Source organism: Pseudacidobacterium ailaaui (assembly GCF_000688455.1).
Lineage (GTDB): Bacteria > Acidobacteriota > Terriglobia > Terriglobales > Acidobacteriaceae > Pseudacidobacterium > Pseudacidobacterium ailaaui.
Genome location: NZ_JIAL01000001.1, coordinates 369,598 through 385,840, shown reverse-complemented (window position 1 = coordinate 385,840; position 16,243 = coordinate 369,598). Strand labels below are relative to the sequence as shown.

Here is a 16,243-nt window from a genome sequence, read left to right as displayed (position 1 = left end):
GAGGCAATGACGCTTATTTGTCCGTATTGGATACCTGATGAGTTCCCTCCGCGCACCGTCATCCTGCGCCTGCTCGCAGGTGTGGGGGTTGCGCTCTTTGTATTGACCATGACGCCCAGAAGTGCAGCGCAGGATACAACGGGGACGGTGAAGGACGGGTATGCAATTCATCAATCGATCGATCTGGGTGGCCGTATCGTTGATTACTCGGGAAGTGGCCCAATGTATGACACGCTCGTCAATCTGCAGAGCGGCCCTCGGATTTTAAGCCAGGCCTTGGAGATGCACGCGGTTGGAAAAATCAAATATCCCTTTTTCGATAGCCTCATGGCGAATAGCGCCGGCTACGGCGGCGACCCGGATAATTTCACAATGCTGCGCATGTCCAAGGGGAAGCTCTACGATTTTCAGGGGATGTTCCGGCGCGATCGACAGTACTTTGATTACAACCTGTTCGATAATCCGCTGATACCGAATGGAATCACCTCGAACGGCTACACCTTTCCGCAAGTACAGAGTTCCCCGCACCTTTTCAATACCGTCCGCCGAATGACCGACACGAACCTGACCTTATTCCCGATCTCGAAGGTCAGTCTCCGCGTCGGCTATTCGCAGAACATCATGCAGGGGCCGACAGGCAGTTCGCTCCACATGGGAACCGAAGCACTCCTGCTTCAGAACTGGCGCAACAGCACCGATAGCTGGCTAGGGGCGGTCGATTGGAAGCCTTTCTCGAAGACCATGATTACCTATGAAGAGTATGTGACGCACTACAAAGGCAATACCAGCTGGCAGTTGAGCGGCTTGAATATGCAGCTCGCGAACGGCGCCCCAGTCACCATCGGCTTCGACAATACCTCTGTTCCAAGCTGCACGGGCGCGGCGATTGTGAGCAGCTCGACGAGTCCACCGACTGCCAACGCGACCTGCAACGGCTATCTCCAGTACTCCCGTTATGAGCCGACTCGCACTCTCTTTCCCACAGAGGAGTTCCGCTTCCAGAGCTCCAACATCAAGAACGTGCAGATGAACGGCCGCGTTCGCTATACCGGAGCAAACATGAATCTGCCCGACTATAACGAATACTTCAACGGCATTGAAACCAGAACCAAACTGCGAGCCGCCACCACGACGGGATATTCGACAGCCAAACGCGTGAATGTCTCGGCGGACTACGGGATCGTGTGGCAGGTCGCGAAGAAGCTCAGCCTTTCTGACCAGTATGATTTCTGGGATTTTCGCCAGCCCGCTTTCAACTATCTTTCTGAGGTGGATCAGTCCGGGAGCTCTATGTTGACAGCTCCTGGCGCTCCGCAAGCGCCCGCCGTGACTACCGCCAATGCTTTCCTCGGCCAAAAGACGGAGACCAACACGTTGACTGCGGCTTGGCTGGCGTCGTCCCGCGCTACCATCTCCCTCGGATATCGTTACCGCTCTCGCGACATTGCCCGCTCCTCCACCGCGGTGACCGATGCGCTTCCGAACGGAACTGCGTATACGCTCGGGATCCATGAGAATGGCGGCATATTGGGACTCGCACTGCGTCCGACCAGCCAATGGAGAATCAACGGAAGCATAGAGGCGTCCTATGCTAACCGCACATATACACAAATCAGTCCGCGGGCATTGCAGCGCTATAACTTCCGCGCAACATACAAGCCGAAGGACTGGGCCACTATCTCGGGAGCTTTCAACGATCTGGAACGGCGAAACAATGTCCAGTATGTCAATCATCTGGACCATAGCCGAATCGTAAGTCTGGGCGCTTCTCTCATGCCTAGCGAGCACTATGGGCTGGAGCTCAGCTACGGTTACATGGACATCTTCTCCAGGACAAACCTGTGTTATGCGGCAACACCCGCGCCAACAGATGCAGTGCCCGTGCCCGTGGGAACGGGGTGCGGCACCAACACATATCTTGGCAATGGCTACTACGATGCTCCCACGCAGTACGGGGCGATCGGGATCACGCTTGCGCCCGTCAAACAGTTCCGCTCCGCTGTCGGCTATCGCATGAGTGCCGTGAGCGGCAACACGGACACCCTCAATCCTCGGCAGGTTCCGGGCTCGCTGCAGTCCGAATACCAATCTCCCTATGCCAATGTCGCTTGGACATTACACCCGGGTTGGATATGGAAAGCCGAATGGAACTACTACGGATATGGTGAAGGCGGTCCTGTCGGGCCCACGCTGCCGCGCGCTTTCCGAGGCAATCTCTACACGATAAGCATGCATTACGAGTTTTGATGGCAGCAAGGAAAGTTGCCGAACAGTTCATGAAAGGAGGAGTTGGAGCAGTGAAGCATGCAAAGAGATCGGTGGCTCTGGCAATTCTCCTGCTCTTTTCGCTACTCGGGACGGGCGCGCAGAATTCCGGATCGAGCACCTATAAAGCCAAGTGCAGCATGTGCCATGGCGCCGATGGTGCTGGGAATACCGCAGCGGGGAAGGCTACCAAGACCCCCTCGTTCAACTCGCCAGAGATGCGCTAAATGTCCGACGCCGACTTTGTCGCGGATACGAAAAATGGAAAAGGAAAGATGTCAGCCTATTCCAGCAAACTCTCGGATCAAGAAACCAAGGATGTGATCGCTTATATCCGAACTTTACAGAAGCAGTAGCTCGCAGGATGTACTCAGGATTCAGAGTGAGTTCCCGGCAGTGAAGCACAACGAAGTCAACTAAGGAGATCGGATAATGATGAACCCAATCAGACTAGCTGCTATGGTGCTCGCGGCGGTGGCTGCAGTTGCAACAGCAACTGCGCAAACCTCGGGGCCGGATACCTACAAAGCGAAGTGCGCGATGTGCCATGGGACGGACGGTTCCGGCAATACTCCCGCTGGAAAGGCGATGAAGGCTCAGCCTTTCAATTCACCGGATCTCATCAAGGCTTCTGACGCCGATCTGATTGCCGCTACGAAAAATGGAAAAGGAAAGATGCCGGCATACTCGGGCAAGCTTACCGACGCCCAGATTAAGGATGTGATTGCCTACATCCGCAAACTCCAGAAGCAATAGAGGAATCAATGGCTAACCTCGAGCAATTCAGGAAGAATTGGCTGCGGCCGTTTTTCTTCTATGGGAACAATTGGGTAAGCCTGATCGGCGGAGCGCTCACCACAGCCTCCGCCCTCATCCTGATCGGCTTCTGGGTCGTCGACTTCTTTGGGCATGGCGGCTCCAATAATCCCTATTTGGGTATCATCTTCGACCTGATCCTGCCCGGGCTCTTCATCCTGGGTCTGGTTCTCATCCCCATCGGCATCCTCTGGAGGAGAAGCCGCCTGAAGGCGGCGGGGAACGTGCCTTCAATCTTTCCCGAGATTGATTTTCGCGATCCTGTGTTTCGGCATGGAATCGACTTTGTCGTCATCGCCACTTTCATCAATTTTGTCATCGTGGGCACCGCGACGTATCGAGGCGTTGCCTACATGGATACGCCGAACTTCTGCGGCCAGGCATGTCACGTGATGGCCCCGGAGTGGGCCGCCTATCCGGTTTCCTCTCATGCGGGCGTCGCCTGCACCGAATGCCATATCGCTGCAGGCATTCGGGGGTTTGTACACGCCAAGGTCAACGGAACGAAACAACTTCTGATGGTGATGGCGAACGATTATCCTCGGCCGATCATGGCAGACAATAAGCTGCCCCCTGCTCAAACAACCTGCCTGAATTGCCACAATGCAAATGCCTATATTGGCGACAAGCTCCTAGTGGAGACATCTTATGGCGACGATGAGAAGAACTCCGTGACAAAATCCATCGTTCTATTGCATGTGGGCGGGCGCAATCAGTTCGGTCAGCTCAGCGGAATTCACGGAGCTCACCTCGGTCACATCGAATATATCTCCGCTGACTCAAATAACCAGACCATTCCGTGGGTCCGCAAAATAGACGCCAATGGTTCAATCACGGAATTTCTGTCTTCCGACGCTAAAGGCCCAGCTAAGGGGCAATGGCACACAATGGACTGCATCGACTGTCATAATCGAGCAGCTCATTCCTTTGACACGCCAGAAGAGGCGCTGAACAAGGACATGGCGGAGGGAATCCCAAATTCGTCTTTGCCCTTCGTGCATAAGCAGGGACTTGCTCTTCTCAAAACTAGCTATGCATCCCAGATAGATGCGGCGACGAAGATCACTGCCGGACTCGAGGGTTTCTATCGATCCCAGTATCCGGCGGTGTGGAACGGCCAGCGTGCTCAGATCGATCAGGCCGCGAAGACGCTCGTAGCGATCTATGGTCGAAATGTCTTCCCCTTTATGAAGGTTACCTGGGGAACTCATCCGAATAACATCGGCCACAACGCCTATCCGGGATGCTTTCGTTGTCACGATGGCAGCCACAATGCCAAGAGCGGAAAGAGTATCACCAACGATTGTTCCGTCTGCCATAATTTGGTCGCCGTCGATGAAACGAATCCTAAACAATTGGCTGCTCTGGGCATACAGTAACTCCCGGAACGATCACATGGTGCGCCGGAAGGAAGAAGAGGTATTCGAGTCATGCCGGCATTGGGTAGCTTTGCACTCCTGCTCGCGCTCGCCTTTGCGACGTATAATCTGTGCGTTGGCGCTATCGCTCTGCGCCAGTTATCGACAGGAACACGTGGCCGCGTCGCTCCGGAGCGTCTTGCCGAGACCGCGAGGCGGGCAGGAATCGCTGGGTTTATTGCCGTAAGCATTGCGGCCTTTGCCCTTGTTTGGGCTGCATTTACGAACGATTTCTCGGTCGCCTACATCCTCCATCATTCCAACCTGGCTTTGCCCGGATCGTATAAGTTCGCAGCTTTGTGGTCGGGACAGGAGGGTTCACTTCTGCTGTGGGCCTGGTTGCTGGCTGCCTACGGTTTCGTGCTCCGGGTACGCCACAAGGTGGACGTTCTGCTCACCGCTTACGCTTCGACTATTCTTGCGGGCATTCAGGTCTTCTTTTTGCTTTTGGTGAATTTTGCAGCTCCTCCGTTTTCGCTGGTTGCCGGGCAGATCCCGCAGGACGGCTTTGGTCTGAACCCACTGCTCCAATACCCGGAGATGGTCATTCACCCCCCGCTTCTCTACCTGGGCTACGTCGGATTCAGTGTCCCATTTGCCTTTGCGTTGGGCGCTTTGATGATGCGGTACCCCGGTGATAGATGGATTCACATTACGCGCCGGTGGACCATGGTGACGTGGCTGTTTCTCACTTGTGGCATCTTCCTCGGCATGCATTGGGCGTATGCCGTACTCGGATGGGGCGGCTACTGGGGATGGGATCCGGTCGAGAACGCTTCCTTGATGTCATGGCTTACGGGCACAGCCTTTCTGCACTCGGTCATGATGCAAGAGAAGCGTGGGATGATGAAGAGTTGGAATGTGTGGCTGATCTTCGCGACGTTCATGCTTTCTATCCTTGGCACGTTGTTGACCCGATCCGGTCTGGTCAGCTCCGTGCATGCATTTGCCCAGTCATCGATCGGCACCTGGAGTGCCGGTCTTGAAATGTACCAGTGAATCAGCGAGAACTGGACAAGGAGAGGACAGATGGCACGGAGGCGTTATACGCCGGAGCAGGTGGTGAACCTGCTGCGGCAGATTGAAGTGGCAGTAGCGAACGGGAAAGCGACGGAGCAGGCTTGCAGGGATGCTGGAATCGTGGAGCAGACCTACTACCGCTGGCGTAGAGAGTACGGCGGCATGAAGGTGGACCAGGCGCGGCGGCTGAAGGAACTGGAGCAGGAAAACGGTAAGCTGAAGCGCCTGGTGAGCGAGTTAAGCCTGGAGAAACTGGTACTCAAGGACATCGCATCGGGAAACTTCTAAGCCCTGAACGGCGGGGCTTGCCGCGCACCGGATCAGAAATCGAGAGTTGCAATTCATAATTCTTATCGCCTTACACTCGCTGAGAACACGGCCCAAGAATAATGGCGTCCTGCTGCCGGAAGCAGGGCCTTTGCCTAGCGAATCCGCATAAAGTATAGTAGTGAATATCACTACTATGGAGGTTGACATGGAAAAGGCTGTTTCGGCGGCAGATGCCAATCGCAGATTCTCTCAACTACTGCACGGCGTGCGGCAAGGGCGTAGCTATATCGTGACCAGTCACGGAAGACCCGTAGCGAAAATCTCTCCTGCCGACGAACCTGGAAATATCGAAGCCGGTGCGCGGAAGGCCCTTCTCGACCGTTTGCGTCATCAGACCGCGGTAAAAATTGGCCGCTGGACCCGGGACGAACTGTATGAGGATGCACGGTGAGAGTTGCACTGGACACAAACATTCTGGCCTATGCCGAAGGCGTAAACGGCACCTCCATGAAGAGGGCGGCGGTGGATCTTGTGCGCAAATTGCCCCAGGCTTCCGTGGTATTGCCGGTACAGGCGCTCGGCGAACTTTTCCATGTATTGGTTCGCAAAGCAGCCCGCCCGCCAGCCGATGCACGAGCCGCAATCCTCAGTTGGCGCAATGCGTTTGCGCTGATTGAAACCTCGGCTGAAATCATGCTGGCCGCTTCCGATCTTGCGGTCAACAACCAATTAGGCATCTGGGATGCGGTCATTGTTTGCGCGGCTGCCCCAAAAGCTCCTGGCCTTACATGTTCTCAAACCTGGCGATGATAGTATCCTGGCATGGAATGCCACTCGCTTCGACAAGAAGCACATGCAGTGGCAGTTTGTCGTCTGGCCAGCGATCGTTGTTCTCGACGATGGATCGGAGTGGCTTGGGTCGGCGCGTGAGTGCGGAGTTTTCGGGGATAATTGAGGAGCCCGTGGACTCTTGAAGCACGGTCTTCACCATTTCGCGATGCCATGAAGTCGCCGGATCGAAGGACTGGGCAGGTTTTTCTCTCCAGTGTGTCTTGTCCCTGGCCGCCATCTTCGATAGTCTCGGCGCACGAGTGGGTTTTTCGCTCGAAGAAAGGAACCGCTATGGATGACCTAAAATCTCTTTTTCGGCTTCTTGTGTATGAGCAATCCGGAGCCGATATGATCGAATATGCTCTGGTCATGGCCCTGATTGGGCTGGCCTCGGTGGCCGGGTTGAAACAGCTCGGCTCTGCAATTGGAACCGCTCTGAATAATGCTGCCAGTACAGTAACTTCCACCTTATAGGCAGTTTCTGAATGCAGATCCCCGAAGGCAGAGTGCCTTCGGGGTCTTTTTTTCTTGGAATTTTTCTTTGTAGTGTGTATTCAGTTCCGGCTGCTTTCCCGCTAGCATCCCTCACATGCACGGTCTGTCTCATCCGCTCCTCTACGCAACAGGATTCACTCTGGTCGGCGTCATCGGCGGGGCCTGTGACCTTCGTACGCGAAGGGTCCCGAACTGCCTAACCTTTCCCAGCATCGTGCTTGGAATCGCCCTCCACGGCACTCTTGATGGCTGGCATGGAGCCGCGAACGCACTGATCGCCTGCGGACTGATTTTACTGATCATGTTTCCAGTAGCGCTGCGGCGCGGCATGGGCATGGGTGACATCAAGCTTCTGTTGGCCACCAGCGCGTTTGCTGGCACGCAAAAATTCCTGATGGTTCTGGCCGCATCCATCCTGATCGCAGGCATCCTGGCCATCGCCGTGAGTATCCGCAAGCACTATCTGAAAACAGCTATTCGTAATGCGTTTGTGTTGCTTCGTCATGCCGCCGAGCAGCCGCTGACCCCGCATCCGGAACTAAATATCGACAATCCAACGGCCCATCATCTGCCTTTCGGGGTGGCGGTTGCGCTTGGCTGCATCCTCACCGTTGTTTTGACCATAAGAGGGCAGGCTTGAACGCGAAGTATTTGGGAGTTGCGACTGTAGGTTCTGGGCTGGCGACACTGGCCATCGTGTGGGGGATCTACGCGCATAATCAACGGGTCCATGACGCTTATGTTCATAGTCGGCACAGTTTCCAATATCTGGCCGCCGCCAAGGACATCGCTGGCGGTAACCGTATTGATGCCAATGATCTGATCGCCGTGAATTGGACAAGTGATCAACCTGTTCATGGCGCGTTTGAGTTAAATGAAAAAGACAAGGTGGTGGGACGCATTGTGGCCTACCCTGTTTCCGACGGCATGATCATTACGGACCGCTATCTCGCCGGTCCGGATTCCGCGCTCGGGCTCCCACACAAAATTCCGCCGGGAATGCGGGCCATCGCAATCAAAACGGACGAAGTGAATGACCTGGGCGGGCTACTGTATCCCGGGCTAAGGGTGGACATCCTTGCCGCGATCAAGGACGACGGCGGGAAGGTAAAAAGTGAGGCCATTGTGCAGAACGTCCTGGTGCTGTCTACTGGCAAGCAGATCAATCCCGACCCGTCCGGCAAGCCAGCCACCGTTCCGGTAGTCACTGTCCTGGTCAGCCTTGACCAGGCCCGGCGCATTGCCGTGGCCGAACAAGAGGGGACCCTGTACTTTGCGCTGCGCAATGGCAGCGACAACCAAGTTGAGGAAGCTGGACTGCAGGAACTGAGCAAACCAGCTTTGCCCCCGGGAAGGCGCTCACGACAGAATTTGGCAGCAGTGCCTCCTTTTAGTTCGGAGGGGGTTGTGGTGCAGACCACGATGGGAGACAAGACCATCGCCCAGCTCTTTCGCAACAATCTTCCCGTGGCCGATAGCTCTGAGACGATGACACCCGGAGGGCCGAAGTGAAGACCTTTCTCACGATATGTACGCTGGTAAGTATGACCTCAGCCCTGGTGGCCCAGAAACCTGCCACTCGGGCATGGGAGGATGTCAAAGACGATGCTCCCAACCATACCATCGAGGTCAGTAAGTCTGGAGACGCATTCCAGCTGATCGTTGGCCAGTCCCTGAATTTGCACCAGAGTGCGTCGCAGTATGTGTCTGTGTTTGTGGACAATCCTGATGTGCTGACCGCGCACGTGGTCAACCCAAGTCTGGTCGTCATTAGTGGAAAAGGCCCGGGACAGGCTGCCTTGGTGTTGGTCGACAAAAACGGTACTAGCACGAGCTACAGCGTGCGCGTGGATGCGGATGTTGCCCCGCTCCAGAGCGCCGTCGAGAACGAGTTCCCTTTCGACCGGATCCATGTTTCCTCCAAAGAGGACAGCGTGGTCTTGACGGGCTATGTTCTCTCAAAAGATGAACTGGCCGCAGTGGAAAAACTCGCATCGGGCTATGGTAAGAAGGTCCTGAACTCCCTGCGAGTGACGCCGCAGCATGTCCGAGAGGTCCGGCTTTCGGTCAAATTCGTGGAAATTGATCGCACAAAACTTCAGCAGGCGGGTGTGAACCTGATCTCGCTCGGCAAGAACGTGGCGATGACCGGCACCGGGCAGTCAACGACCTTTGCTCCGCCTACAATCTCTCAAGGAACAGCAACGACCACGATTTCCAGTGTGGGACAGATGCTGGTGTTCAACCAGGGGCTCAATATCGGTGCCACACTTCAGGACCTGGAACAGAAAAACGTCCTCCAAATCCTGGCCGAACCGACAATCAATGCGCTCTCTGGGCATCGGGCGAGTTTTCTCTCGGGCGGTGAGTTTCCTTTCCCGATGGTCCAGCCCGGATCTGGCGGCGCGGGAACCACCATTACCGTGCAATTCATGCCATATGGGGTCCAGCTGAACTTCGAGCCTACGGTTCTCGATGATGGAACGATCCGACTCCATGTGGAGCCGGAGGTCAGCGCGCTCGATTACACCAATGAAGTCCAGATCGACGGCTATACGATTCCAGCCATTGACGCCCGTAAGGCATCCACAGACATCGAATTGCGCGACGGGCAGAGCTTCATGCTCTCAGGGCTGCTCGACCACCGCGTAACCAACGAGTGGTCCAAGATCCCTGGGATTGCCGATATCCCCATTCTTGGTTTGCTATTCAAATCCAAAAGCGTGCAATTATCAACGACCGATCTGGTGGTGGTAGTCACTGCCAATCTGGTCGATCCGCTAGAGATGCCAGGGGCGGCGCCGGAGGTCCCAAGACCGCCTTCCCCTTACCTGGATAAAGACAGGTTTGATGAATCGATTGCAGCCAAGCATTGAGGTCAGGGAAATACGATGCCGCTAGCTATTGTGTCCGTTTGTGCCGATCCATCTTTGCAGGATTCGTTGCAGCAGGCAGCGAAGGTCCTGAATTTAGGGCCCGTGTCGAATATCGATCACTACATTACTCCTTCGGATGAAGCCACATATAAAGGAAAACCGAACACGGTCCCTGTGGCTGTGGTGTGTATCGATGCCAACCGTGAGGCAGGTTTTCAGACCGCTGAGTTGCTGCGAAATCATCCCCACGCATCCTTCCGAGTCATCATTGCCACCACGTCCCAGGATTCTGGTCTCATTCTCGGGATCCTGCGCGAGGGGAAATATGGCTTTCTCAGTCTCCCAGCAAATGTAAACCAGATCTTGGCTGAGCTCAGAAAGTTTGCACCCGCTGCCGCCCAGCCTGTCGAAGGACGGGAGGATGGCAAGGTCCTTTTGTTTGCCGGCGTGCACGGCGGTGCAGGCACAACGACCCTTGCCGTGCATACAGCAGTGGCGCTGGCCGAAAGCGGAAAACGCACCCTGCTGATCGACTACCATCGCTCTCTGGGCCATGCAGCGTTGTATCTCGGTCTGCCGCATTCGGCACGCTCCTTTTACGATGTGCTGGCTGAGGATGAAAGACTCGATGAATCTCTCCTTAGCAGCTACGTGGTACAGCACGAGAGTGGACTGGATGTTCTGTGCTCGCCCGATGCGTTGGGTGGGCCGGTGACAGGGAAATGGGGCTCACTCACTTTTGAGCGGGTCGTGACGTTCTTGCGCAATCACTATGACTGCATCATTGTGGATGCCAGCGCGCGAGATCCGGAATTGGGGCCTCTGGTCTCTCTGGCGGACTGGATGCTCCTGGTTGTCTCTGCGGAAGTAGCACCAGCCAGGAACCTGACACAATTTGCCAATTTCTACAGCCCGCGCGCTAGAAAAATCATGGTCATAGTGAACCATGAGGGCAGGAGCGCTGTTTCGGCGGCCGACGTTGCCGCGCATGTCTCTGTCCCGCTGCTTGCAGCCTTTCCCTATCTCAACGGTGTGGTCGCCGCCGCGGTGAATGCAGGACATACAGTCGCGCGCGAACACCGGACTTTCTTTGGACCGCTGGAGAAGTGCTTAGAGCTGGTCGAGCCGGAAGGAGCCAGGTATGAGGAACCGCGAAAAAAGTGGAACCGTTGGTGGAGGAGATAGATGTTTGAGGTAAGGCGCAATGCAGATGCCAAACGGGCAGCATCCTGCCTCGTCACGGATCTGAACTCGGAAAGTCTCGCCGATAGGACTGAGGCGCCCGTCGTCATACCCCGGCAATATCCACTCGATGAGGTGCAGCGCGTTCACCAGCGCATGATCGACGAGATGAAGGCCGAGAACCTCAACGACAAGGACTGGGAACGGGTGAAGGATGCAGCAAGGCTCATGATCAACAAGATGGGCCTGCAGTATCCCAACCATGAGCGGGACGAGCTTGCCGCCCAGGTCGCCGACGAAATTATCGGGCACGGCCCGATTGAACCGTTGCTGCGGGAAGAACGGATTTCCGACATCATGATCAATGGACCGTTCCAGATCTTCTGCGAGATTGAAGGCATCAATCGGCTCGTCCCGATCCGGTTCCGTGATGAAGACCATTTACGACACCACATCGATCGCATTGTTGCGGCCGTAGGGCGCCGGATTGATGAGTCTTCGCCCATGGTCAATGCCCGGTTAAAGGACGGCTCCCGGTTCAATGCAATCCTGCCTCCTCTCTCGTTGAAAGGCCCCGCAGTCTCCATCCGGAAGTTTGGGACCCATAAGATCCGTGGCCCCGAGCTTGTAAAGAAGAAAAGTCTGGCCCCGTGGATGCTCGAATTCCTGGAGGCGGCTGTGCGGGCGAGGTTGAATATCGTCATTTCCGGCGGGACCGGGGCGGGGAAGACCACGCTACTCAATACTATTTCTCAGGCCATCCCGGACACGGAACGAATCCTCACCATCGAGGATTCGGCAGAGTTGCAAATCTCCCAGCCCAATGTGGTCCCTCTTGAGACCAGGACGGCGAATTTGGAAGGCAAAGGCGCCGTTACGCAGCGCGATCTGTTGATTAACGCGCTGCGCATGAAGCCGGACCGTATCATCATTGGCGAGTGCCGGGGCGGAGAGACCTTCGACATGCTCCAGGCCATGAATACGGGCCATGAAGGCTCCCTTACGACCGTCCACGCAAATAGTCCACGCGATGCGCTCAGCCGGATCCAGAATATGGTGCTCATGGGAGACATGGGACTATCGGAAGACGCCATCAATCGGCAGATTGCGGCGGCCATTCATCTGATTGTCCAAGCCGTCCGGCTGAGTGACGGCTCTCGCCGTATCTCGGCCATTTCTGAGATCACCGGGATGCAAGGCATGGTGATCTCCATGCAGGACATCTTCTCCTTTCAGCAAAAGACAACCGATGCCAATGGAATGATCCACGGCTCCTTTGTGGGCAATGGCATTGTTCCGGAATGTGTAAGCAAGATCGAACGCATGGGAAAAAAGTTCCCTCCCGGATTTTTCAACCAGAGGATGGATGTCTGATGTTTTACGTATTCCTGTCCTGCGGATTCGTGTTGGTGTTTCTCGGCACAGCACTTCTGCTTCAGGGCCCCTCGAAAGAGGAAAAAGCGGCCCTGGCGAGACTGGAAGTGTTGATGGGAGATGGAGCGACATCCATACCTGAGGAATCCCTACTGCTGGAAATCGATACACAAAAAGGCTGGCTTGAGCGAGCACTGGGTGGTGTCTCCCTCATGAAGGGACTTGAAAATCTTCTTCAGCAGGCGAACTGGACCATCAGCGTTGAGACGGTGCTGCTCCTGTGCCTTGGTTCCGGTTTTTTTGGTTTTCTGGTTGGCTGGCTCTATGCGGGCGGGCTGTGGAATGAGCTTGTTTTGTCTCTCTTGTTTCTTCCCGCACCCTATTTTGTGCTGCGCTACAGCAGGACCCGGCGCCTCAGGGCCTTTGACCGGGCATTGCCCGATGCAATTGACATTGTGCAGCGGACCCTGCGTGCTGGGCTTTCAGTACAGGATGCCTTCAAGAAGGTTGCGGAGAAGGCCAAAGAGCCCGTAGCCAGTGAGTTCCATACGGTTGTAGTCCGCCTGGCGCGCGGGGCCGACATGAAAACCGAACTCATCAAACTGGCAGACCGTGTGCCCACTCCGGACCTTCGCATCTTCGTCACGGCTCTCAATGTACAGCGCGAGACTGGCGGCGATCTTCCGGTGGTGCTGGACCGGCTGACGCGGATGATCCGCACGCGGGTTGGCCTGCTTGGAGAAATGCGCGCAGAAACCGCCCAGGGCCGACTGTCAGGAATCGTCCTCACGCTCATCCCAGCAGCCATTGCCGGTGGATTGAAAATAATCAATCCCGATTACATGGCCCCGCTGTTTCATGACCGTCGCGGGCACTACATGCTGATATATTGCGTGATTTCGAATCTGTTAGGGCTGTTCTTCATCCGTCGCATCACCTCACTTGAGGTATAAGATATGCATCTCGTTTACGCGCTCCTTGGCATCACGATCTTTCTTGGAATCACTTCCGGCTTCCTGCTGGTGCTGATGCAACGGGAACGGTCCTCTCTCCGTAAGCGGATCCGTGAGCTGGTTGTCCTTCAGGACGAGGACAGGCCGGATCGAACGGAAGTGGCAGAGAAGGTTGTGCGTAAGGTGTCGTTTTTGGCCGGCGTGATCCGCACTCACCTCGGCGGACGTACCGATGCCAGCGTGGAAGAGCGTCTGACGGCGGCTGGCATCCAGCTGCCTCGTGCGGCCGATGTCTATTTCGTGACCCGCATCGCAAGCCCCACTGTTTTTGCCCTGGTGACCTATTTCGTTTCCCAGCACAATTTCTTCTTTGCTCTTGGGGCCGCAGCGCTTGGATATATCCTGCCGGATTTCTTCCTTGACCGTCTGGTCAAGCGCTATCGCCTCAAAATCAGGCGGGCCATGCCCGACATGGTGGACCTGCTGAGTGTCTGTGTAGAGGCAGGTCTGGGCATAGACCAGGCCATGCTACGTACCGCCAGGGAGATGAGTATTGCCTATCCGGAGCTCTGTTATGAGCTGCTGATGACCAACAAAGAACGTCAGGCAGGTCTCACACGGGCCGCCGCATGGGAAAACCTCGTGCAGCGGACCCAATCCGACGACCTCGACACCCTGGTCACGATTCTCGGTCAGGCGGACCAGCTGGGCACGCCGATCACCACAGCGCTGCGGAATTATGCTGATGACCTTCGGATCCAGCGCCAGAACCTGGCCAAAGAAAAGGCCAAAAAAGCCGCTGTCCTGATTTTGATACCTCTTGTGCTGTTTATCTTCCCCACAGTCTTCATCATCATGATGGGGCCTGCTGTATTGACACTTGCTGATGGACTTTCCCGCGGCTTCTTGTCGCGGTAAACCATAACCTCACAATGCGGAAAGGAGATGTTTGTTATGTCTGGTCCTATGGTGCAGATGGTGGCCGGTATCGGCGCAGTCATCATCCTGGTGGTTCTCGTCCTGCGCAGGCGAAACAAGGCCGCCAAGCCTGGCCGGAGAGAGAAATGAAAATCGTTCGCCAAGGTGATGGGCGTGTGCTCGCCCAACGGGTGTTGTCCTGCGCCAGCTTCTTTGCGCGATTGCGCGGACTGATCGGGAAAGACAGCTTGGAGGAAGGCGAAGGAATGCTGCTTAAAAACTGTTCCAGCATTCACACCTGCTTCCTCCGATTTCCCATCGATGCAGTCTATCTTGCTGGTGCACGATCGCTTCAGGTGATAGCCGTCGACCGGTGCCTCCCTCAATGGCGCTTCGGTCGAAAGTACAGGCAGACGGAACACGTATTGGAGCTGCCAGCCAATAGCGCACACTGGGTCAAGCCTGGAGACATTTTGGTCCTGGAACCATAGGCGGTGAAATATGGACTATCGTATCGGGAGCATCCTGGTCCAGCCCGAGCAACCCGACTTCATATCCGTTTTGGCGGAGGCGTATCGGGCCCGCGTAAGACCGTTGTGCCTGTGTAAAGGGGAGCCTGGTCTCCCCATGTACATCGCATGTATCAATGGCCACTACTACCTCAAAAGAATGCCCAACACCGGACAGGAACACGCTGTGCATTGTGTGTCCTGGGAAATGCCCGAAGAACTGTCCGGCCGTGCGGAACTGGGAAGCGGTATCCGTGTGGACGGCGATGCAGTCTTGCTGAAGCTGGCCTTTCCCTTGGCCAAGCAGGGAAACCGCCCCGCTCCAGAGGCCAAAGACGCAGCGTCGAACGAAAAGCTCAGCGTCAACAACGGAGGCAAGCGGCTGTCGCTACAAGGGCTCCTCCATATGCTGTGGGATGATGCAGCGCTAAACAAGTGGAATGCCTCCGACAGCTGGCGGTCATGGGAATCCATATATACGGCCCTCAATATTGCCATCGACGGCAAAGTGGTGAAACACAATCCTCTGAGTAAATATGTATATCTTCCGGAGCCATGGCAGCAGGACAAGGCTGAGGAGCAGGCTGCGCGGCGGCGTAAGAAGTTCGCAGAGTTGACGGCCGAGCAAGGCAAGGGACATCCTCTGATGCTGCTGATCGGCGAATGGAAGAAACTTGAAGATGCAGCTCTTGGAGGAAGCAGGGCCATCATCAAACATGTTCCTGGCTTTGCCTTTCAAGTCAACGACCAGCTCAGAAAGCGAATAGAAAAGTACTATGCCCAGGAACTGGCCCTGGTCAAGGCCACGGAAGACCAAAAGACCCACTTGGTAGTCGCTGCCACCTTTTCTGTGACCGCCGCTGGGACCGCTGAATTCGAGGAGCTTACCTTAATGCCCGTGACACCGCAGTGGATTCCTTTCGACAACATCTACGAACTGGACCTTCTGCGGCACTTAACCGAACAGAAGCGTTCCTTTCTGCGACCGCTGCGGTACAACCGTGTTAAGGAAGGCATCTATATGCCCACGGCAATCTTAACGGACACCGGCGAGCCGACGGCCCTCTTTGTGGTGCCTCCAGAAAGGGAACTCGACAAATATGAGCATGGCACTCTTGAGTTAGACCTCAAGAAGTGGTTTTGGGATACTCGGGCCAGTGAATTGTTGCCCGTTATTCCAGCCAAAGCGGCGTAAGCAGACTAGAAACACGCCATCCTCCCCGGCCTTCAGGCCGGGGAGGATGTCAAGGAACAGTATCGCGCTCTAAAGTGAATTAGACGCCAATAGTTGATTACGACACCAATTAATAAATCGG

General features: G+C 55.6%; 15 protein-coding genes and 3 pseudogenes. All 18 read left to right on the top strand.

What is annotated here, in order from left to right:
- The first annotated feature begins 6 nt into the window (after window positions 1-6).
- The gene (locus N655_RS0101755) at window positions 7-2,247 is read left to right on the top strand and encodes a hypothetical protein (RefSeq protein ID WP_026441612.1); all 2,241 of its coding nucleotides are present in this window, start codon (window positions 7-9) and stop codon (window positions 2,245-2,247) included.
- Window positions 2,247-2,621: pseudogene (locus N655_RS21145) on the top strand (c-type cytochrome). Before N655_RS0101755 ends, N655_RS21145 begins: the two are co-directional and overlap by 1 nt.
- A gap of 76 nt (window positions 2,622-2,697) precedes the next feature.
- Complete coding sequence (locus N655_RS0101740) at window positions 2,698-3,021, top strand: c-type cytochrome (protein WP_069955798.1); 324 nt, start codon at window positions 2,698-2,700, stop codon at window positions 3,019-3,021.
- Between the two features lie 8 nt (window positions 3,022-3,029).
- The gene (locus tag N655_RS0101735; protein WP_026441609.1) at window positions 3,030-4,460 is read left to right on the top strand and encodes a NapC/NirT family cytochrome c; all 1,431 of its coding nucleotides are present in this window, start codon (window positions 3,030-3,032) and stop codon (window positions 4,458-4,460) included.
- Between the two features lie 51 nt (window positions 4,461-4,511).
- Window positions 4,512-5,471: pseudogene (gene ccsA, locus N655_RS16760) on the top strand (cytochrome c biogenesis protein CcsA); the annotation flags it as partial.
- A 57-nt stretch (window positions 5,472-5,528) separates the two neighbouring features.
- Window positions 5,529-5,821: pseudogene (locus N655_RS0101725) on the top strand (transposase); the annotation flags it as partial.
- 173 nt (window positions 5,822-5,994) lie between these two features.
- Window positions 5,995-6,240 (top strand): type II toxin-antitoxin system Phd/YefM family antitoxin, encoded by a 246-nt coding sequence (locus tag N655_RS0101720; protein ID WP_026441520.1) that lies wholly within the window; start codon window positions 5,995-5,997, stop codon window positions 6,238-6,240.
- Window positions 6,237-6,599 (top strand): PIN domain-containing protein, encoded by a 363-nt coding sequence (locus N655_RS16755; protein ID WP_049961190.1) that lies wholly within the window; start codon window positions 6,237-6,239, stop codon window positions 6,597-6,599. Before N655_RS0101720 ends, N655_RS16755 begins: the two co-directional genes overlap by 4 nt.
- A 312-nt stretch (window positions 6,600-6,911) precedes the next feature.
- Entirely contained in the window at window positions 6,912-7,094 is a 183-nt protein-coding gene (locus tag N655_RS20460; protein WP_026441607.1) for a Flp family type IVb pilin, read from the top strand.
- Between the two features lie 115 nt (window positions 7,095-7,209).
- Window positions 7,210-7,755: an A24 family peptidase gene (locus N655_RS0101700; RefSeq protein WP_026441606.1), complete on the top strand. Its 546-nt coding sequence runs from the start codon at window positions 7,210-7,212 to the stop codon at window positions 7,753-7,755.
- The gene (gene cpaB, locus N655_RS19615; protein WP_026441605.1) at window positions 7,752-8,627 is read left to right on the top strand and encodes a Flp pilus assembly protein CpaB; all 876 of its coding nucleotides are present in this window, start codon (window positions 7,752-7,754) and stop codon (window positions 8,625-8,627) included. Before N655_RS0101700 ends, cpaB begins: the two co-directional genes overlap by 4 nt.
- Window positions 8,624-9,991, top strand: coding sequence for a type II and III secretion system protein family protein (locus N655_RS16745; RefSeq protein ID WP_044933793.1), 1,368 nt, complete (start codon window positions 8,624-8,626; stop codon window positions 9,989-9,991). The genes cpaB and N655_RS16745 overlap by 4 nt, the downstream gene beginning before the upstream one ends.
- A gap of 15 nt (window positions 9,992-10,006) precedes the next feature.
- Window positions 10,007-11,176 carry a CpaE/TadZ family protein gene (locus N655_RS19610; RefSeq protein WP_081823512.1) on the top strand — a complete coding sequence of 390 codons (1,170 nt, stop codon included), beginning with the start codon at window positions 10,007-10,009 and terminating at the stop codon, window positions 11,174-11,176.
- Window positions 11,177-12,547 carry a TadA family conjugal transfer-associated ATPase gene (locus tag N655_RS0101680; RefSeq protein ID WP_026441603.1) on the top strand — a complete coding sequence of 457 codons (1,371 nt, stop codon included), beginning with the start codon at window positions 11,177-11,179 and terminating at the stop codon, window positions 12,545-12,547.
- Window positions 12,547-13,500: a type II secretion system F family protein gene (locus N655_RS0101675; RefSeq protein WP_026441602.1), complete on the top strand. Its 954-nt coding sequence runs from the start codon at window positions 12,547-12,549 to the stop codon at window positions 13,498-13,500. Before N655_RS0101680 ends, N655_RS0101675 begins: the two co-directional genes overlap by 1 nt.
- A gap of 3 nt (window positions 13,501-13,503) precedes the next feature.
- Window positions 13,504-14,418: a type II secretion system F family protein gene (locus tag N655_RS19605; RefSeq protein WP_049961189.1), complete on the top strand. Its 915-nt coding sequence runs from the start codon at window positions 13,504-13,506 to the stop codon at window positions 14,416-14,418.
- A 146-nt stretch (window positions 14,419-14,564) separates the two neighbouring features.
- On the top strand, window positions 14,565-14,909 hold the full coding sequence (locus tag N655_RS21140; protein WP_026441601.1) for a DUF192 domain-containing protein: 345 nt from the start codon (window positions 14,565-14,567) through the stop codon (window positions 14,907-14,909).
- Between the two features lie 10 nt (window positions 14,910-14,919).
- Entirely contained in the window at window positions 14,920-16,122 is a 1,203-nt protein-coding gene (locus N655_RS16730; RefSeq protein ID WP_081823509.1) for a DUF1173 family protein, read from the top strand.
- Window positions 16,123-16,243 lie beyond the last annotated feature (121 nt).